This is a genomic window from Candidatus Nitrosopelagicus brevis, assembly GCF_000812185.1.
Taxonomy (GTDB): domain Archaea; phylum Thermoproteota; class Nitrososphaeria; order Nitrososphaerales; family Nitrosopumilaceae; genus Nitrosopelagicus; species Nitrosopelagicus brevis.
Genome location: NZ_CP007026.1, coordinates 541,564 through 560,467 on the forward strand (window position 1 = coordinate 541,564; position 18,904 = coordinate 560,467).

Sequence of the window (18,904 nt, forward strand, 5' to 3'; positions counted from 1 at the left end):
TCTAACGTTTCAATTTTGGATTAACAATTGCATCTAATGCATTTCCAATAAACACAAACGCTAATCCTGTAATTGCTATTAAAATTCCTGGAGGAACAATCCACCACCAAAATCCTTGTGCTGCTGCTCCGTAAGTATTTGCATCATGTAAAATCTGTCCCCATGTTGGAAATGAAGGGTCTCCTAATCCGAGAAAACTTAATCCTGCTTCTGTAGTGATTGCTGCTGGCACTGAGATAGCAATACTTGCAAATGCGTATGGTAGTAATTGAGGTAGAATATGCCTAAAAATTATTTTTGAATCTTTTTGACCCATTATTTTTGCCGCTTCGATATATTGTCTAGTTTTGATCTGTAGTGACATACTTCGTGAAACTTTTGCAATACCAACCCAGCTAAAAATCATAAGAAAACCTATCATCAAAAATATACTATTACTAATGGTGACTGCTAGAATTATTAAAAATGGCAATGCAGGTAGTGCATAAATGACATCATTGAATCGCATCATCACCTCGTCTGTTTTCTTACCTCGGTATCCAGAATAAACCCCATAAACTAATCCTACTACAACTGAGCCAATTGACACTGAAATTCCAATGAATAATGCTAAAGGTGTGCCCCAAAGTAACCCAATTGCTAAATCTCTACGAAGTTCATCTGTACCCATCAGTCCATAAGCTTTACCTCCTAGGATCAATTTTGAATCTAACACCTCGATTGGTTCTTTTGTCCCATACGTATCAATAACAAAAATGTAATTTCCTTTTTGTATTTCATTTTTATTTAATTCTGAAAATATTATTTCTGTTGTACCTGATAAAAAGTCAAATTGAAAATCATTTTTGTACATGTTAAGATTTTTTTTAATCATGCTGTCTGTTGAAAAATATCTCTGATTGTGAATTGTATCTGAATTTGAATACGGTAATGACGTAGATAATAATTCTAAGATAATTCCATCTGGACGAATGACTTTGATTTGAACTAAGTGTGAATCTGAATATTTCGTCTTCATTTCTATGATGAAATCACTTGGAAAATCATCATAGTCAAAGAATACTCCAAATTGTTGCGAAGTAAGAAAAATTCCGTTATCTTGTGATTGAAAAATCTCCGGCTCTAAGATTTTATGTTCTGGAATCTTATCTGTGGATAAAAAATTCACCCAGCTTGGCACTGATGTTTTTGGGTATAAAATCCATTTTTCAGGATTGTTCCATTCTTGAAATGTTGATGCTGGAATCACTGAGATGGTTATTATTGAAACTAAAATTAATCCTGATAGAATAAAAATTCCTGTTAAGCCCAATTTGCTTTTTAGAAATTCCGCTTTAATTTCTTGTGTCGAAACGCTACTCAACTTGATGTCCTCACCCGTGGATCAAAATATCCATACAATAAATCTGCGATAAATATGCTAACCAAAAATAATACCGTCAAAATGTATGTTGAACCAATGATTACAGGCAAATCCATCACACTGATGGCCTCAAAATACAACCTTCCCATTCCTGGCCAATCAAACACAGCTTCTGTAATTATCGCACCTCCTAACGAACCTGATAAACTAAGTGCAAGTATGGTTACAATTGGTGGTGCAGCATTTCTCAATGCATGACTGTAAACTATTTTTTTTCTACTAATCCCGATGGTTTTTTTTGCAGATATGAAATCTTCTTGCATAATCCCTACCATGAAATTTCTAACAAGGTATGCCCATGCTCCAAATCCAATTAAAACAATTGTTATCACTGGTAATGCCATGTGATACAATAATGCCAGAATATACCCTGGGTCATCTGGCTCTATACTTGGTGTAGCTCTTGCAGGAAAAATCTGGTAGACAAATGCAAATACAAATATCATCAACATACCAATCCACCAAACTGGAAAACTACTACTAATTACTGCAAATGTAGAAGTAATTCTGTCAGTTTTAGAACCAATTTTGTTACTTGACGCCGCACCCAAAACAATTCCTATAATTGATATGATTATTGTGGCTGTAGTAAACAACAAAATTGTTTTTGGCATTTTTTCAAAAATAATTTCGCCTACATTTGATGATCCTGAATCACTTGTTAGGAATGTTGCATTACCAAAATCTAAAATCAAAATTTTATACATTGTATACCCAAGTCTTTGTGGAGAATACCATGGCGTATCAAGACCTAATGTTTCAATCCGTTCATCAATTTTTTGTTGGACAAACTTTTCAAATTCTTCAGGATTGTTGAATCCTTGTGCTATGGTTGTATTTTCTGTAATCTCAGCTCTTACCTGATAGATGACTCCCTGTTTTAGAATTGTGTCCATATTTGAGCCAACAAGAGAAATTGTAAGCAATAGTGTTATCATTAAAACTCCAAACATAGTAAGTCCTCTTGTGACCAAATACCGTTTCAAGCCCATACACGAATTATCATTATTTACTTTATAATAGATCTGAGATTTTTGGTACATTTGCCAAATAACTTAAAAACCCAATTCTGTCGTCTAACACATGCAAGAATTTGCAAATCCTCCTTCACTAAGAAATGCAATATTTGACCTACTTTCTTCTGTCGAACTTGCAACTGATGAAAATGTAAAATTATTAGATTACACAATACAGTTATTCAAAAGCAATGGATTGTTCAGTGATTATTATGGATACCATAATGTTGATCATGAACTTGAAGTCACTTACGTCACTTTGGTTGCTGGAAAACATTCTCTTGAAGAAAATTATATCTCTAAAACTGATTTGAATTATCTTTTTGCATCTGCACTTTTGCATGATTTTGATCCTGATAAATCGATAGACAAACCTCATGAAAAAAATGTCATACAGTTTATCTCCAAAGATGCAACCATACAAAAACTCCTTGCTGATGCAAACCTGGATCAAAATCTAATCTGTGCAATAATATCTAGAACCGTCTATCCTTGGGCTGGAGATATAATCACTAACACAGAAAAATTAATCCAAAATTACTTTTCAAACTCTGAAATAAAAGATGATAATGAAACACAAAAACACTTTAGAGAACTTGGACATTTTCTATCCATTTCTGACCGAATTGGTGGTTATTCTCTAGGTGATTTCCAAAAGGCAATGGAGATGGCAAAGATGAATGCACATTCATCAAGTTGGCATCCTGCCTTTATTGTCAGGCGTTCGGTTGTCTTTTTTGAAGATATGCTAAATAATGAACCTGATATGTGTCAACGAGTTTTAAACGGACTTCCAAAACATATGAGGAAAAATTTCTTAGATAACATCGTTGGATTTATGAAACTTCGTCAAGAAGAAATTCAAATTTACAATCAATTTGTTTATGATGGTCTGCCATTAGTTCCATGCATACAGAAAAGTACACTTTCTGACGATGTTTTGGATGAACTTTTATCAATTTATCGGGAATTACCAAAACCACTGCAATTTACCCGTGATGATTTCATTGAATCAATACGTGATCCTGAAACAATTCTTAACATGCTTCGTATTGGAGATTCTAACGGACAAATTATTGGATTTGCAAAAGGTGGTCCATTAGAAAAATATAATTTTGATCTAGAGTTTGAAGATCGAAATCGCGGGAAAAATAATACCGTCTTTCTTGAGCCTGTCGCAATAAAAAACGGCTATTGGGGTTTTCATGGAGGCAGAGAGTTAAGACAGTTATTCATGATGCAGGTGCAATCAAAAGGTTACAAATTCATGACTAGTTTTGCAATGCGTGATGTGATTGATGAAAGAAAAGAAAATGACAAAAATGTTGTTTTTGTGAAAAAGTTTAATCCTGAACGATGGGATTATTTCAGAGTAACTCTATAGATGTCTAGTGAACGAACTAGAGACATTAATTCAAAATGGTGTTAAAAATCTTGAAGATGGTAATTTTGAAGATGCTTTGAGCTTTTTTGAACAAGCATTACTTCTAAAACCTGACGATCCTGATTTATGGAATAACAAGGGTATTGCATTAAGGAGTCTAGGTAGATACGATGAGGCATCTTACTGTTATAACAAATCTCTTGAATTGGACCCTAGGGATCGTGCTTCTTCTTAAATCTGATTTTGTTTTTTCTTACCATAAATTATCATGATAAATCCAATTCCAATTACAACTAGAGATAATTTTTCTGCAGTTATGTCTGATGATATAAAATATCTTGCAACAAATTCCGGTCCCCAGATTACTAAATTTTGTAATGGTATTATTGCCCCGCTAATAAAAAACAATATGCCAAATGCCCCAAAAACATTTTTTGGAAAAAAAGAAGAAGATTTTTCAGTCATTCTACACTAATATCCGCCTTTTACAAACTCATATTCTTTTTTGTTAAAGTCGAATTGCGTTACGAGTACTTCGCCCATTGCATCAACTGCTGCCTGAACCACATCTGGTTGAGTTGAGAAGAATCCTCTGAATTTTCCAATTCCAAACTCTTCTGCTATTAAACCGATTGGTCCATCTGGACCACGTGTTACAACTGCCCATACTGAAGCAAGCGGTGTTCCAACACAGCTGATAACCACACAACTATCTGGCATCTCTTGAGCCAAGTGTGGATTATTGAAGTTTCCAATTACCCACGTTCTTGGGAGTTTCTTCATCAATTTCAGATATCTGTCCTTGACAAACTCGTACCTTTTGTCAGTCTCAAATGACGCTAGTAATGGGGATGTGTGTTTTGATGCATAGTTCTCAATCATTATGCTTAGTGCAAAAAGATCTGAACGGTCTGCTTTGAAGTTTAGATATCCACCGTCTTGAAAGTCCTGAAAGTTCCAGTTCACAAAAATTTCGTCGCCCTGTTCGGCAATTTCTTTTTTCTCTGGGAACTTTTCAAAGACTGTATCAATCAAACTGTCGTTCGTTAAACCCATGTTTAACGTTAACATATAGAATATTTAAGCTAGTGGAAACTAGGTATTATAGTGGTAATTATTTCTTTTTTATAATTCGAGGAATTTGTTCCAGGGCATGAGCATCAGTGATGAGTTTTCCATCAAATTTAAAATTCGTTTTCTCCGTAAATGCCAGACCTCCTATGAAAATTGGAAGTTTCTTATATGCTTCATGAATTTTTTTAACCATTCTTTGACCAGATCTGATATTGTCCTCTAACGTTATTGATACAATTAGAGCATCTGGTTTTGCAGTTTTTATAAATTCAATTAGTGATTCTGCAGGGGTTGATGGTGATAGATTAAATGTTGTAAATCCCTTTGAGACTAAAAATGAATCTAGTACGTTACAACCTAAATTGTGATCCTCTCCAACTGGAGTGGTTAGTACAATTTTTCCTTTATCCTTCTTTGATTTTCTATTTTCATCTGCAATTACCTTAACAAGACTATGAGCAATGTTGCTGGCAACGTGTTCTGTTGCAATTGATAGCTTACCTTCTGACCACAAATATCCAATTTCGGCCATAACTGGTGTCATAATTCTTTCATAGAACTGGTCTAGTGTATTGCTTGAGACAAATGCTGTGTAAATCTCCATTGTATCTTTTAGACTTCCTTCTGTAAGTGATGAAAATAATTTGGTTCTTAATTGCTCAATTAATTTTTCACGTTTTTCTCTGTCCTTTGGTGTATTTTGTAGTAAAAATGAGTTAATTTTTGCATCCTCTCTAAATTCTGCAGGGATATCATCTCTGGTCACAGATGTAGATTCACCTAGATATTTGATGGTTTCCTGTCTGGATGTCTTTCTTTCTTTATCCCACGTACTTTTTACTAAATATAGATAATCGACTCCTTTTACCTTCTTTTTTCGAAGATATACCATTAGCCGTATTACTGAATAGTGCCTAATAAGTATATCTAGTGCTAACTAGTACATTTCGTGCCTAAAAACACAAAAAATTCTGAATATTATGGATTTTAAAGATTACCACTATGACGAAACTTAAAAGACACACTGTTACCGTTTGTACTAGTTGGCTCGCGAAAAAAGAACAAGAATTCAATTGTATTTTGATATAATTTCAGCAATAATCCAAGAAGAAGATATCTCGCCAACACGAATTCAGTTCAAATGTAATACCTCCTATGATAAATTAATGAAATATCTGGAAGAAATGCAAAAACGTGAAATCATAGCAAGAAATGGCTCAATCGGTGTTACCGATAAAGGAAAAAAATTTCATACGGATTATTCAAAAATTAACGATCTAATATCTGAAATTAGTAAAACGATTACGGAAGAGTAAATAATTCAGTACCTTTCTCTTTTGTCTGAAATATTATAGCTTTGTGAGATTCTAGTAATTGATTCAAAAATCTATCTCTTAGTTCTTCGTTAATCTGTTTGACCTCAAACGAACAAACAAAGTTACCATTAATTTTTTCAAAACCATCATCAACACATTGTTCAATTTCTGCCATTCTATCTGTCTTTTCTTCAGAATCAAAATCAAAGTAGTGTGTTGAAACAACTCTAATTTTAGCTTCTTCAGGTAATCCTTCCACTTTGTCTAAAATCATATCTGAATAATCTTCAAATTTTTCAGGAATCTCTACTATGTGTAAAAGCTCATTACTCTCTCCATCTTCAATTCCAAATTGCTTCATTTCATCTAGGATTTTTTGACGATTTTGTGTTGTATAGAAGCAGTGTTGACCCTTGTCTAGTCCTTTTTTAATAAATCCATATTCTGTTTGCTTTTTTTCTTCATTTCCATCGTGAAAAAGCACTACATGTGTGCGCTCTAAACTTTCAAGAAAGTCCTCAGATTGCGAGCTCATCTTAATTGATGGTTTTTAGAGTATATAGAGAACCCTCACCTAGGTGAGTTTCTTGGTTCCTACTGGTTATATGCAAAATTTGCTTTTCTTAGTTTAGGTAACAAATATGTTAAAAGATCCAAAAGTCGATTGTGTTTTCTGCAACAAATCGGTGTTCGACCACTCAAATTTTGAAAGCAGAGAATGCCTCTCAAAACATCTCCAGGTCCAAAAAATCCTTCAAAGCGCCATGGGTGAAACTGAATCTGGCCAAAACTTCTTTTCTTAATTTTTCTATTTTTTTAAAAATAAAAATTTGATTATTTATGAGTAATCTGTATTGTAAACTGGTCTAGCACCGCTTGGTACTTCTGCACCAGCAGATTCCTTGACTGATTCTCCTCTTGCCTGGTAAACTCTGACTTTGTGAAATACATTGTGGGATGAAAATATTGCCAATCCGGCAATTCCAGCTCCTATGAAATTCCTTAATGTCACATCGATACTTGGTTCTGCACCTATTACTGACATTTGGAATACAACGTAAAAATTGTCAAATAACCAAAATGCCAAAGTTACCCATGATAGCAATCCTCCAATAAGATAGCCTAGCCTTGCTTTTTGTCTTACAAATAAAATTGCAAAAATAATTGCAACATACCAAATGAATGATCCAAATAACCATGATATTTCCCATACATCTGTTCTATCATCCATCCAGTAGTATGTGGAACCAATTATTGCCATGGCACAAAGTGAAATCAAAAGTAATTTTTGATTAACCTTGTAAGATGTTTTTTCTTCAGGTGTTTTTTCAATTGGTTTGAAAGCTACTTGTTCTTCTCTTGCCTCTTTGATTGCTTCAGTCATATGTTTGAGATTTACTGGAACAAATTCTTCTACTGATTTGTCTTTTACGTATGAGTCGTGAACTAAACTGTCTACTAGTGGCCTTGCAAGTGATGCCTTTACCGGAGTTACCAAATCAATCCAGTATGATGATAATCTTGGCGTTAAAAATGGAATTTGTATGATATTCAAATTTCTATTAATTATTGATGAATACAGTCTCATCATTTGTTCGTATGTCATTTTATCAGGTCCACCAATCTCAAATATTTTTCCGGCAGTTGATGGATTTTTCATAGCACCCACTAGATAATCTACAACATTTTCGACTGCAATTGGCTGCGTTGTAGATTTTACCCATCTTGGGCAAACCATTAGTGGTAATCTTTCAACAAGATATCGGAGCATTGCGTATGAACCACCCTCTGCACCCACAATTACTGATGCTCTCAATTCTGTAACTGGAATGGTTCCTGATGCTAAAATTTTGCCAACTTCGTGCCTACTTCTCATGTGTTTTGATAATTCTAAACTTTCGTTTACCAATCCTCCAAGATAGATTATTCTTTTTACTCCTGCGTTTTCAGCAGCTTTTAGAAAATTTTGTGCTTGAACTTTTTCTCTATCTGCAAATTGTTCCCATTCTTTTTTGGAACCTTCCATAGAGTGTAGAAGGTAAAATGCAGTTTCTACTCCCTTGAATGCATTAGATAATGTGTCCAACTCTAACGCATCTGCTGCTACAAATTTTACATTATCTGAATTTTGATGTAGTGTTCTTGACATCGCGGTAACTTTGTACCCTGTTTTGGATAATCTCTCTGTTAGTTTTTTTCCAATGAATCCTGTGGCGCCTGTAACTAGAATTGAATAATCATTGATTTTGGCACTTTCTTTTAATGCTGCCATTTTCTCTAAATTACTTGAACTTGCTTTCTGACTCATTTTTACTCCTTGTCTAGTTTACGAAGTTCTTTAAGATCTACAATCTCAATATCTTTGCTCAGAGTTACCAGAGATGATAATTTTGGTTTGGCATTTTTACCCATTTTAAGAACTAGTTTATTTTTATGTAATATCTCAAGTGTCACATTCTCTTTTTTTAGAACTTTTCCTATATGTTTGGCCTCAGTTAATTGTTTCAATAGGCTCATTTTTCCAGGAATTTTTGTAGGAAGGTGCTTGATGTTTAATCTTCTAATATCTCCTTTTGAGGAAAATTCTATAGCGGTACCATCTCCATCACTGATGGTTAAGTCTCCGCTACGGAGGTAAAGTAAAAAATTGGCAGGAAGGTCGCTTTTCATTTTCGTATCCATTCCTGATTAGGTTTTTGTTGTGATAGTCAAGCCACCTGTTAGTACAACTGTTCCTGTTGAAACTTTCTTGCCATTGCGGTCAACCATTCCACTAAGTTCTAATTTGTCGAACTTGTATGAAATGGCTGCATGCTTTGCAGTTAGTTTATCAAAAACTTCTGCCAGGAGACTTGCCCATTCTTGTTCTTCTGTCATACAAATCCTAATTACGTCATAGTATAAAACGCTAGTGACCAAAGGTGAGTCTAGTGCCTAAATGTTATCACCATATTACAAATAGTGGTAAATATTGGCACTAGAAGCACCCTAGTGCATAACTGTTTTATACTATAAATGGAAAATCTGTTTAATGAGCACTACACAATCACTTCCAAGTAAGATCGCATTGATGAAAGGTGGAATCGGGGCAGGCCTAATGGGTGGCTTCGCATTATTTTCATCATTCTTTGCAATCGATCAAATGTTAGATATTCCGGCAGGAACATTCTACAAAACCATCGGTGTTACAATGGGCGTGGATGAAACTTCAGCAATTGCAGTGGGCTTTATAGCTCACATGGGAGTTGCAGCATTGATTGGGGCCATGTACTTTTTGGCTTCAAACATTTGGAGATTCTTTAGATTGGTAACAGTTCCAAAAGCAATAATCACTGGTGTTTGGACTGGGCTAATTGTTTTCACATTAGCATTTTTACCGATTCACATGTTCGTAATGACTCCAATGATGGAGGTAGAATTAATTATTACCGACGTATCAAAATTTGACTTGGAACAACAAAAGGCATTAGCAACCCTGTTGTATGAAAGCGACAAAATTTACATCAATGCTTTGATTCTCCACATAATCTATGGAGCAATCGCAGGATTCGTTGGAGGTTGCATAATGCATGAAGACTACAAAGGAGTGAAAAGGATTGGCGGATTCTGGTAACAACAACGAAAGAGGTCTAAAACTTGAAGGTATGTACAATACCTTCATGGGTCAAGTTTCACAACTATTCCCAAAGACCGACTCAAATCTATTACTCAATGTGATGGCTTTGGAAAGAAAGTTCCCAGATATGAGACCACACGTTCACCTGGAGATAATCTTCAACAAAGGCACAGATGTCGAATTGCCAAAATATGAGATTACTGAAAAGTACCATGTTCAGGCTGCAGTTCACAGATGGGACAAGAATATTCTCGTTGTCACCGGAATGATGAACGTCGACACTATTGCTGAAATCGCAGATCACAAAACTGTGGAAAAAATATCTGGTACAGCAAACGCTGCCTTTTATTAATCCCTTTTTTCTATTTATTTTCAAAATTCAAGTACCGTTATATTTGATCATTTTTGCCAAAATCCCATGGTTGCAAAAAATGAGTTTGATCCTCTAATTAAGAAAATTGGTAAACTAAACAAAAAAATCCGTTTTATTGCAATCATCCACAAAAATGGAAAAATACTAAAATCTGAAATGAGAGATGAAGTTCCATCTTTACTTAAAACAAAAAATGAAGAAAAGTTCTGCCAAGATGTAACTGCCCGTAGAAAGATGCGAGAAGAGTTTGACAAATCTTTAGGTAAGGTCCGATTTGTAAATGTCGAGCGTGAGAATATCTCTCAAATTGTAATGTATGCAAAAACAAAGTCTTTGTTTATCACTGTTGAGCCTGAAATATCCATTACTGATAAAACCAAGATCATCTCTCAAATCAAAAAACTCACTGTTAATTTAAAATGAAAATTTTAGTTGATGAGATGGATGATGGAATGGATGAACGTCTAATCCAGCTAGGATATGATGCATACAGCGTTAAAAAACTCCGAACTGAAGGCAAAAAACTCCATACTGATTATTCAGTCATCAATTATGCGAAGGAAAATGATATGATTCTCATAACTCGTGATACTGAAAGTGGTCAGGCGTGCGAGGAAAATGGTTTACCTTGTATTTTATTAGACAATAATGAAATCTTCAAAATTGTAACTGAGAAACTAAAAAATTTCTAATTAGTTTCTATTGAAATATCTAGATTGATGTGTTTTGAGATTTTAATATTCTTCTAGAAATAATAAATGGCGTTAAAACCAATATTGGCACCGTGATTGCAATGAATAATGTCTGCAATTCTGTTATTGCAATTGTAAATACAACCGCACTTGTTGCTCCAATGAATAGTGACAAAAATGACCCAACGCAGGTTGGGCATGCTATGAATAATCCTGTTGCCGCCCCTATACTTCCAAGCCCTCCTGTCTTTTTTGTAATTGAAATTGCATTTACTGCTAAAGCTGTATTTGTTGCAACAAGGTATGAGACAATTATTTGTAATAGAAGATTTATCGGAACTACATTAATTCCAACATGTTCTGTCAAGTATGCCACAAATTTTGGCATATATCCTGGCGGTCCACAACATGGTGTTACATGTGCTGATGGTACATCTGCACCATAATGATATGAAAATATCACTTCAGGTTGATATACCAAAATTCCTGATGTCATTGAAAAAAATATTCCATAAACTATGAATGTGATCACAAATGTTTTTTTGGCTTTACTTCCAAGTGTATTGCTACAAATCATGGATAATGCAGTTGTATTTCCTGTTGCTGCAACTCTTTTTTGAAATTTACGTAGTCCTACTCCGATCATTCCTATTGAAATTGCAAATAATATGTAAAATGCAGTTCCTAATCTTTGAATAGATTGAACCGCATCAGGAGTTATTTCCTGATATTCAAATCTAGCATAGATCAAAAATAAAATTCCAATTGAGACAAATCCTAAAATGATTAGTTTCTTGTCATTTTGACCACCTTTGGTAGTCTCTGTTTTCATGTGAGATCTTTTACGTAGTTCATTATATTTTTAACATATGTTCTGTAACTAAATTCCATAATGGAAATTAATGAAGTTCAAGATCCAGATTATGAAGTAGTCACAATCAGTAATTTGGGATTTGTAGATCCATATGGAAATGAAGGTCTAGTAATTTTACACTCTGATGATAAAAGAGAATTTCATATGCGTGCATTCTCTGGCGAAGTCTCTCGACATATTGCAAGCTTTTTGGATGATGATCATGACACGGTTCCAACAATTTACAAAATGCTTGAGGATATCTGTGAAGCAAATGAGTTATTGTTGGTAAAAGTCAAAATTTATGAAAGCGGTGATGCATTAAGGGCAAATCTTTACCTTACCGGAAAAAAAGACCTAGTTTTAAGAAATTACCGTGCATCCGATGCCGTAGCACTTGCAGTATATTATAAAATTCCAATTCTAGTCCGAAGCAATATGCTCAAAAGTCCTATAGAAGAGACTACGTAACAATATCTTTGATCTTATCTTCTTCTACGGCTCGTTTAATTTCCATGGCTATGCGTCGTCCAATACCAAATGTTGTACCGTATTGATATTTCGTATATGGGCTGGTTGTAGCAACAATTGGATTTCCTGGAACCCTGAGTGATACATCATACACAATCATCTCCAAATCTTTTGTGATTACACTTTGAAGTGAAAATGGACCAATAATGCCTGGCGCATATTCTTTTTTTACTGCTCTAACAAATTTATCGCCCATTTTGAAAACTTTTTCCAACAATGACTCTCTGATGCTAGCTGGTGTATGTCCTACTTCGATATTTTGTAATGGAATGTCCATTTCCAATTGTTGTTTTGCAGGAAGTGCATTGTAATCATGTATGTTGGTTTGCAGTCTCCTTTCTATTCCTATGAAGTCTACTTGATCAGAAATTGGTGTATGGAAGAAGTTAAAATTTAGATACGTTCCAATTGCCAATTCCTCTATACTTGCTTTTTCTAAATCCTTTCTAGCAATAATCCCTTTTTTGATCTTTTCTTCAGATTTTTCTTTGTAATCTGCATATGATGTAACTGTGAAAAATGCACGTTCTAATTTTCTGTTTTTTTCCATCACTTTGACAATTGCAGGTTTGTTAATTGATTTTGGATTTTCAAAAATCTTTGGGTATTTTACACCTGCTTTTTTTAGCAGATAATACTGATTTCTCTTATTTTCTCTTTCCTCGGCCTGGAATAATTTCCTATTTCCAAATATTGGCACTTTCAGCTTATTTTCTAATATGTCGTAGCCAAGATATGCTGTAAGTGAACGGTGTGGAACAATTATTGTATTATTCTCTCTCATTAATTTTTGATTTGCTGGGCTTGCCATATCCTTGAATTTTTTTACAATCTTTATTTCATCTGCAATTCGATTAAATCTCTGGTAAGGTACTTCCCTTCCTTTCTGACAATAAACAACTGTTTCAAAGTCTTCATCTTTTGCACCATCCATAATTTCTAATGCTGAATGACTTCCCAAAACTCCAATTTTTGGATCTGTATACTCTGATGCAATCTTTTGCATCTCAGATCTTTTAATCATATGATATCGTTTTGTCTTGTAAAATTAAATGCTTCTTTGGAACAGTTTTCTACTGGTAATTTTCTAGTTATGTTATGCAGGTTGAAATGGTTCTTGTTGGTATGATTCTTTTTGGTGGAATGATAGCAGCTGCTGTCAAAATCTGGTTGAATAAAAGAAAGGAATCTGAGCAGTTGGATGAAACTCAAGCGTGATTTTTCATATTCAGTTATATTTTGTGGAATTTGATTTAACACGTACATGAAACTTGTAATTGGAATCACTGGAAGTACTGGTGTAATCTATGGTATTCGCTTACTAGAGGTTCTAAAAGAAAAAGGAATTGAGACAAATCTCGTAATGTCTGAATGGGCAAAAAAATGTATTCCAATGGAGACAAAACATGATGTTGCATATGTTGAATCTCTTGCTACTGAAGTAACTGATGAAAACAACATGGCTGCAAACGTCTCAAGTGGAAGTCACAAAACTGATGGAATGATTGTAATTCCTTGTACAATGAAAACACTTTCAAGTATTGCAAATGGTTATGATGAAACTTTGGTTGCTCGTGCTGCAGGTGTTACCATAAAAGAAGTTAGAAAATTAATCTTGGTTGCAAGAGAAACACCTCTATCTGCCATTCATCTTGAAAACATGCTAAAACTTGCCCGACTAGATGTTGTGATAATGCCTCCTGTAACTGAGTTTTATACAAATCCAACATCAATTGACGCTATGGTTGATCATATTGTAGGCAAATGTCTTGACCAATTTGATATTGAACATGATTTGTTTACTAGATGGGGAAGCAAATAGCCCAAAATATTTTACACTAGTTTTAATCTGAAAATTTATGTTAAAGATATCTTTTGAAAGAAAAATTAATGCTGATATTGAAAAATCTTTTGATATAATTACAAATTTTGAAAATTTTCAAAAACTATTCCCCGAGTTTTATCCTTCCATTTTGATAAAGTCTGTTAGAGATGAGAGTTCTCTTGTTGCAGAGCATCTAAAACTTCATGATTCTGAATTTATCATTATGTCCAAACATTTCTTTTCACGTCCTCATACACATGAGATGCGCGTTGTGGGTGGAGATATCAAAGGAAGCAGCATCAATGAAATTTTTAGTTCTGAAGATGGAAAAACTACTCTCAAAGTTATTGCGGAATTAGATGTAAAATCATCTCGTTTTTCAAAAAATAATTCATACAAAGATTCTTTGAATAAATTATATGATAAAATGATCTCAGAAATTGAGAAATCTTAATCTTTACTTTCTTTGAACTCTTTTAGTTCTTTATCTGCTTCAATTTCTCCTTTCTTGTATTCGCCTTTAGCTTTACCAAATGTTTTTGCTAGTTCTGGTATTTTCTTTGCTCCAAATAGCAATACACCTGCGGCCACGATTACAATAATCCATTCGCTTCCTCCTGGAATGAAATTGAATAAGCTCTCAATCATGATTCATCTAGTGATAAATTCTCATTTAAGTCTTGATGGTCTGCTTTTCTTGTCTTTCTGCAACTACCATGCCTGCAAAATATAATGCAATCATTGGTAATGATACAAACCACATTGTAACTCCGCTACCATCGGGCGTAATTACTGCACCAAATACAATTATGGCAATAATTGCATATCGCAAATTCCTTCTCCAAAATTTGGCATCTACTAAACCTGAAAGACTGACCGCATACATTATGAGCGGCAACTGGAATGAAATACCAAATGCTAACAAGAACTGTAAAACAAATGTAACAAAATCCATAATGTTCAAAAATGTTACCAAACCTGCAGATTCTCCATACCTGTAAAGAAAATCTAAAATAAATGGAATTACAGCTGCATATGAAAATGCACATCCTGTAATGAACAAACCTATTGCTGGAAGTGTTATTGAGCGCCCAACATGAATCTCTCTTTCTCTCAATGCAGGTTTCAAAAATGATATGAATTCTCTAACAATGATTGGTATGCTTAGAACAATTCCGATTAGTGCTGCAATGTATACTTGGGAGAAAAATGCTTGTCCTGGTGCGGTTTGAATTAACTGAACTCCATCTGGAACTAGTTCTCCTTTCATTACATTTGTAAACTGGGCTGCAATGTTGTTTAGCGGTTCTGGGTATGGATAATACAATGTTACTCCCATGACATCAAATGGTGTTGCATGAAATGTTAGAATGAATACTGTAATAACTAGAATAGAAATTATTGAACGAATTACTCTTTTTCTCAGTTCCTCAATGTGTGTATTTATCTCATTAATCTCTGACATCTAAATTCCATAATGGCATGTCTTCAACAAAAATGTTTCAAATTTCCTAGGTAGGAATTGGGAGAAGTTTTGCTTCTGGATATCCCCATTCTTTCAATTTTTCTTGTGTTGTATCATGTAGCTCGATTGTTATTATTGGATTAATTGTAAACTCTTCCTGCAATTCTTTTGCCAATTTGGCAATATCTTTTGCAGCATAGATCTCTTTTGAATCCACTAAGAAAATTCTTTCACCTTTTTCATATTCATTACCCCCAAACTTCTTTTTAAGAGATTTTGTAATAGGAGGTAAATCATTTCTTTCGATATTATTGTAATAGTATGTTATACCTTGTTTTGATTCATAGTCGTGTGGTGTTCCTGCTTTGTAAAGGAATACTCCAAAAAATATGGCATCTTCTTCTGGTTCTTTAGAACATTTGATGTCCCAATTGAGAACTTTATCCTCATCATGGTCTACTTTTTCCATTTCCTCTATTGTTAATTTCCAATAACGAAATTTTGCCATATGACTCGATATTTTTGCCATTATAAAATCAATTCCATAGATCTTAGTTCATTTTTTAGAATTATGACTTGAAATTTTTGTCATAAATTATATTTTACAAGATTATTCGTACTTAGTTTTCCATTCAAAATTTTAAATCCTATATCACTAGAAATTTTTGAACTTTTGTTCATTATCACTCTCTCAATTATGTTATTTCTTTGCAAGTCCTTTAAACTGACAGAAATAGTTGAGGCCGATTTGTTTACTCTTTTTGAAATTTCATTTTGTGTAGAAATTGTATTATTGTTAAAATTTTTTATGAGAAGTTTGAAAATATCGTTATTTGTATTATTTCGTAATAATGTGATCATTTTTCTATCTTTTTTTGGAATATTTTTCAGAAAATATTTTCCACGTTTTATGCCCTCTTTCTCAACTTCTCCACTTTCCATTAATTTTATTAAGTAATGTGAAATTACTCCATTACTTAGCCTCGTCTCACGTACAATTTCATTATATGATACTCCTGGCATTTTTTCAATTAAATCAATTACAATCTCTTTTCTCATAACATGATTTTTTATTTTGTATTAATATTCGGCAATAGTTCATTTGAAAACTGTACTAGTTTGAATCCTAAATTTCCTATTGAGTATATATTCAAAAAATTTTAATTTTTTTCATATGAAATCTTTATTGATAGTATTCACATTTTTGTTAGTTTTTACTGTTAGTCTTACTCCTGCAGCAATGAGTGCTCCAGATTACCCTCCAACCCCTTCAGACTCTGAAGATATTAATCCTGGAAAAAACCCTGTAGATGAAATCAAAAAAGCTACAAAGGATTCTAGTTATTATGGAACTGCAAAAAATGAAAATGCACGAACTCCATATGATAATTACAAAGGTGGATTCGACGGTGCTGCCGAAGCAGAATCAATCAAGATGTGGTTTTGCGGAAATAATCCTTTTGGTAATACCTCTCAAGGTGCAGGTGCATACAGCTATTTGTTTGATGGAAGAAATTCCTTCAACGCAACAGCACCTGGATTAATTGATCAAAATGAATTACGTCAATCTGTAATTCAAAAATGTATGAAAGCTGAAAAATACATTGACTGGCACACTACTGATACTGTTTACGTTGTTATTTATGCTCCTGGATTTAATGAGGATCCATTAAAGACAGATTATATTGGAAATAAACAGTACAATGAAATTTTCTGTACCTCTGATGCAAGTCCAACAGTTGGTATGTGGAGTAATGAAGGTGGAAGAGAAGGCGCTGCATGGGGTTATCAATCATGGATTGCAGATAACGGGGGTACAACTGAACATAAGAACCTCTATAGCAAAAACGTAGGCGGATTTACAAAAGAACATTGGGATAGTGCTTTTTATCCGGGATACATGCAGTGGTGGTCAAATGGTGACAACGCTGGTCTTGCAGCTGTCAAAGGAATTAAAGAAATTGGTTCTGACACCGGTGTGTTTGCAGGCTCTGTAAGTCTATCCGGAATAAAACGTTTCATTGCTCTTCCTGACAAATATTCTTTTGGTGTAATTAATAGTGATTATAATAAACAATTTACATCTGGAAGCGACCGTTCAAGTACAACTTCAATAGGTAGTAAAATTTGTAGTATTCAAACTGATAGAACCGGTGCATTTACAATTGCATGGGAATATTCTGAAGACAAGTTTGTTAGCAAAACTGCATATTACACAATGAAAGAAGGTGAAGTAAAGTTCGGTGATGATATTGTTACTATGGATCAACAAGTCTCAGTCGTTTTATCTGATAGAGATGTATCAAGTCGTCCATGGGATTCAACTCCAATAGAAGTTCACGTTTGGTCTGATTCTGATAAAGGTGGAGTTCAATTAGAACTTAGACATGAACGTGACTGGTGGGTAATGCAGGCTGATGATCAAACTTTCTATGGCACTCTTTACTTGTCACCTGATGAGGAATCTTTAGATCAAGAAACTTCTGGAAAAGGCGGAATTCGTTGTTACAAAGGCGAATGTTATGAACGAGGTAGTGCACGACTTCACGCACAACCTGGTGACCATATCTATGTACACTACAAAGATTACACTTTACCAAAACCATACGGAATAGATGGCTGTACTATGACCTCTTCTGATTGGACTATTGATGATGAACCATTCAAATGTGATCATTTGGATATTTACAATTTTGCAAAAGTAAATGAGGCTACTCCGTTATCTGAAGTTGCTTTAGCTAAAGTCAGTATACTTCCATATGCCAAACCTGACATTGATGAAGTAAATGAAATAAATTCTGATATTGCTACATATGAAAGACTTGTATTAACTGAAGAACAACGTATTGAAAAAATGGGATACGAAGTAACTAAAGAAAATATGAGTACACATTCTTTCAAATATGATGGGTTGATAACAAAAATCTCTGAATTGAATACTGAAATCACTGAATTAAAAAAGAGACTTTCAGAACATGCCCAACCAAATAATCCAAAAACATTTGTTGAAAATGAAGACGTGCATATTGAAGGGACTTTTGTCAGTACTAGTTATGCACCAAATCAATTTGTATTTGCTGCACAAGCTGAACACGTAGAAACTGGTGAGGTAGACTATGTTGGAATGTCACACAAAACCAATATCACAAAGAAAAAGTCTGTCGAGCTTGAACTAAGTTGGACACCTCAACAATCTGGTGAATATGTATTGAAATTGTATGTAATGGATGCAACTACAATGGGAGCAGTATTGAAAAATCCTATAGTGAATAATATCTACGTTGAACCTGCAAATACTAATCTTGCCTCTGGTCCAGAGTCTGCAAAAAATTAAAG

Annotated in this window: 26 protein-coding genes; 11 read left to right on the plus strand and 15 right to left on the minus strand. The window is 34.2% G+C overall.

What is annotated here, in order from left to right; all coding sequences use genetic code 11:
* Window position 1: 1 nt before the first annotated feature.
* Window positions 2–1,363: an ABC transporter permease gene (locus T478_RS03210; RefSeq protein ID WP_048105163.1), complete on the minus strand. Its 1,362-nt coding sequence runs from the start codon at window positions 1,361–1,363 to the stop codon at window positions 2–4.
* Window positions 1,360–2,409: an ABC transporter permease gene (locus tag T478_RS03215; RefSeq protein ID WP_048106870.1), complete on the minus strand. Its 1,050-nt coding sequence runs from the start codon at window positions 2,407–2,409 to the stop codon at window positions 1,360–1,362. Before T478_RS03215 ends, T478_RS03210 begins: the two co-directional genes overlap by 4 nt.
* Window positions 2,410–2,506: 97 nt before the next feature.
* On the opposite strand from T478_RS03215, the gene T478_RS03220 reads away from it, so the two are divergent.
* Both T478_RS03220 and T478_RS03225 read left to right on the plus strand, forming a co-directional pair.
* A complete protein-coding gene (locus T478_RS03220) occupies window positions 2,507–3,823 on the plus strand; it encodes a hypothetical protein (RefSeq protein WP_048105166.1) in 1,317 nt (438 codons plus the stop codon).
* Between the two features lie 7 nt (window positions 3,824–3,830).
* Window positions 3,831–4,058 (plus strand): tetratricopeptide repeat protein, encoded by a 228-nt coding sequence (locus tag T478_RS03225; RefSeq protein ID WP_048105171.1) that lies wholly within the window; start codon window positions 3,831–3,833, stop codon window positions 4,056–4,058.
* Here T478_RS03225 and T478_RS03230 read toward each other — a convergent pair.
* Genes T478_RS03230 through T478_RS03240 form a run of 3 tightly spaced genes read right to left on the minus strand, consistent with a single transcriptional unit; the run spans window position 4,055 to window position 5,789 of the window.
* Window positions 4,055–4,288: a hypothetical protein gene (locus T478_RS03230; RefSeq protein WP_048105173.1), complete on the minus strand. Its 234-nt coding sequence runs from the start codon at window positions 4,286–4,288 to the stop codon at window positions 4,055–4,057. The genes T478_RS03225 and T478_RS03230 overlap by 4 nt on opposite strands.
* A 6-nt stretch (window positions 4,289–4,294) precedes the next feature.
* Complete coding sequence (locus T478_RS03235; protein ID WP_048105175.1) at window positions 4,295–4,879, minus strand: hypothetical protein; 585 nt, start codon at window positions 4,877–4,879, stop codon at window positions 4,295–4,297.
* Between the two features lie 58 nt (window positions 4,880–4,937).
* Window positions 4,938–5,789: a cobalamin B12-binding domain-containing protein gene (locus tag T478_RS03240; RefSeq protein ID WP_048105177.1), complete on the minus strand. Its 852-nt coding sequence runs from the start codon at window positions 5,787–5,789 to the stop codon at window positions 4,938–4,940.
* 151 nt (window positions 5,790–5,940) lie between these two features.
* Here T478_RS03240 and T478_RS03245 point away from each other — a divergent pair, with 151 nt between their 5' ends.
* Entirely contained in the window at window positions 5,941–6,213 is a 273-nt protein-coding gene (locus T478_RS03245; RefSeq protein WP_048105179.1) for a winged helix-turn-helix domain-containing protein, read from the plus strand.
* Here T478_RS03245 and T478_RS03250 read toward each other — a convergent pair.
* From T478_RS03250 to T478_RS03265, 4 genes are all read right to left on the minus strand, one after another.
* The gene (locus T478_RS03250; RefSeq protein ID WP_048105181.1) at window positions 6,200–6,748 is read right to left on the minus strand and encodes an MEDS domain-containing protein; all 549 of its coding nucleotides are present in this window, start codon (window positions 6,746–6,748) and stop codon (window positions 6,200–6,202) included. The genes T478_RS03245 and T478_RS03250 overlap by 14 nt on opposite strands.
* Before the next feature lie 303 nt (window positions 6,749–7,051).
* Window positions 7,052–8,521, minus strand: coding sequence for an NmrA family NAD(P)-binding protein (locus T478_RS03255; protein ID WP_238573658.1), 1,470 nt, complete (start codon window positions 8,519–8,521; stop codon window positions 7,052–7,054).
* A 2-nt stretch (window positions 8,522–8,523) separates the two neighbouring features.
* Window positions 8,524–8,883, minus strand: a complete 360-nt coding sequence (locus tag T478_RS03260) for a hypothetical protein (protein ID WP_146150867.1) — start codon at window positions 8,881–8,883, stop codon at window positions 8,524–8,526.
* 18 nt (window positions 8,884–8,901) lie between these two features.
* Window positions 8,902–9,090, minus strand: a complete 189-nt coding sequence (locus tag T478_RS03265; protein WP_048105186.1) for a hypothetical protein — start codon at window positions 9,088–9,090, stop codon at window positions 8,902–8,904.
* A 154-nt stretch (window positions 9,091–9,244) separates the two neighbouring features.
* Between T478_RS03265 and T478_RS03270 the strand changes: the two genes are divergently transcribed.
* The 4 genes from T478_RS03270 to T478_RS03285 all read left to right on the plus strand — a co-directional run bounded on the left by T478_RS03270 (window position 9,245) and on the right by T478_RS03285 (window position 10,894).
* Entirely contained in the window at window positions 9,245–9,826 is a 582-nt protein-coding gene (locus T478_RS03270; RefSeq protein WP_048105188.1) for a hypothetical protein, read from the plus strand.
* On the plus strand, window positions 9,810–10,181 hold the full coding sequence (locus tag T478_RS03275) for a hypothetical protein (protein WP_048105190.1): 372 nt from the start codon (window positions 9,810–9,812) through the stop codon (window positions 10,179–10,181). Before T478_RS03270 ends, T478_RS03275 begins: the two co-directional genes overlap by 17 nt.
* Before the next feature lie 66 nt (window positions 10,182–10,247).
* On the plus strand, window positions 10,248–10,625 hold the full coding sequence (locus tag T478_RS03280) for a DUF6659 family protein (protein ID WP_048105193.1): 378 nt from the start codon (window positions 10,248–10,250) through the stop codon (window positions 10,623–10,625).
* The gene (locus T478_RS03285; protein WP_048105196.1) at window positions 10,622–10,894 is read left to right on the plus strand and encodes a DUF5615 family PIN-like protein; all 273 of its coding nucleotides are present in this window, start codon (window positions 10,622–10,624) and stop codon (window positions 10,892–10,894) included. The genes T478_RS03280 and T478_RS03285 overlap by 4 nt, the downstream gene beginning before the upstream one ends.
* Before the next feature lie 19 nt (window positions 10,895–10,913).
* On the opposite strand, the gene T478_RS03290 is transcribed toward T478_RS03285, so the two are convergent.
* The gene (locus tag T478_RS03290) at window positions 10,914–11,726 is read right to left on the minus strand and encodes a hypothetical protein (protein ID WP_048105198.1); all 813 of its coding nucleotides are present in this window, start codon (window positions 11,724–11,726) and stop codon (window positions 10,914–10,916) included.
* A 60-nt stretch (window positions 11,727–11,786) separates the two neighbouring features.
* On the opposite strand from T478_RS03290, the gene T478_RS03295 reads away from it, so the two are divergent.
* A complete protein-coding gene (locus T478_RS03295) occupies window positions 11,787–12,218 on the plus strand; it encodes a bifunctional nuclease family protein (RefSeq protein ID WP_048105201.1) in 432 nt (143 codons plus the stop codon).
* Here the strand turns inward: T478_RS03295 and T478_RS03300 are convergent.
* Window positions 12,211–13,302 (minus strand): formate--phosphoribosylaminoimidazolecarboxamide ligase family protein, encoded by a 1,092-nt coding sequence (locus T478_RS03300; RefSeq protein WP_048105202.1) that lies wholly within the window; start codon window positions 13,300–13,302, stop codon window positions 12,211–12,213. The genes T478_RS03295 and T478_RS03300 overlap by 8 nt on opposite strands.
* Before the next feature lie 240 nt (window positions 13,303–13,542).
* Here T478_RS03300 and T478_RS03305 point away from each other — a divergent pair, with 240 nt between their 5' ends.
* Entirely contained in the window at window positions 13,543–14,100 is a 558-nt protein-coding gene (locus T478_RS03305) for a UbiX family flavin prenyltransferase (protein WP_048105207.1), read from the plus strand.
* Between the two features lie 37 nt (window positions 14,101–14,137).
* Window positions 14,138–14,557, plus strand: a complete 420-nt coding sequence (locus T478_RS03310) for a hypothetical protein (RefSeq protein WP_048105209.1) — start codon at window positions 14,138–14,140, stop codon at window positions 14,555–14,557.
* On the opposite strand, the gene T478_RS03315 is transcribed toward T478_RS03310, so the two are convergent.
* The 4 genes from T478_RS03315 to T478_RS03330 form a co-directional block, all read right to left on the minus strand.
* Complete coding sequence (locus T478_RS03315) at window positions 14,554–14,751, minus strand: Sec-independent protein translocase subunit TatA/TatB (RefSeq protein ID WP_177313238.1); 198 nt, start codon at window positions 14,749–14,751, stop codon at window positions 14,554–14,556. The two genes, T478_RS03310 and T478_RS03315, sit on opposite strands and share 4 nt — an antisense overlap.
* 25 nt (window positions 14,752–14,776) lie before the next feature.
* Window positions 14,777–15,568, minus strand: a complete 792-nt coding sequence (gene tatC, locus T478_RS03320) for a twin-arginine translocase subunit TatC (RefSeq protein ID WP_048105210.1) — start codon at window positions 15,566–15,568, stop codon at window positions 14,777–14,779.
* Window positions 15,569–15,614: 46 nt separating this feature from the next.
* Window positions 15,615–16,076: a hypothetical protein gene (locus T478_RS03325; RefSeq protein ID WP_048105212.1), complete on the minus strand. Its 462-nt coding sequence runs from the start codon at window positions 16,074–16,076 to the stop codon at window positions 15,615–15,617.
* 80 nt (window positions 16,077–16,156) lie between these two features.
* Window positions 16,157–16,627 (minus strand): winged helix-turn-helix transcriptional regulator, encoded by a 471-nt coding sequence (locus T478_RS03330; RefSeq protein WP_048105220.1) that lies wholly within the window; start codon window positions 16,625–16,627, stop codon window positions 16,157–16,159.
* Window positions 16,628–16,754: 127 nt separating this feature from the next.
* Here T478_RS03330 and T478_RS03335 point away from each other — a divergent pair, with 127 nt between their 5' ends.
* Window positions 16,755–18,902 (plus strand): hypothetical protein, encoded by a 2,148-nt coding sequence (locus T478_RS03335; RefSeq protein ID WP_048105223.1) that lies wholly within the window; start codon window positions 16,755–16,757, stop codon window positions 18,900–18,902.
* Window positions 18,903–18,904: the final 2 nt, after the last annotated feature.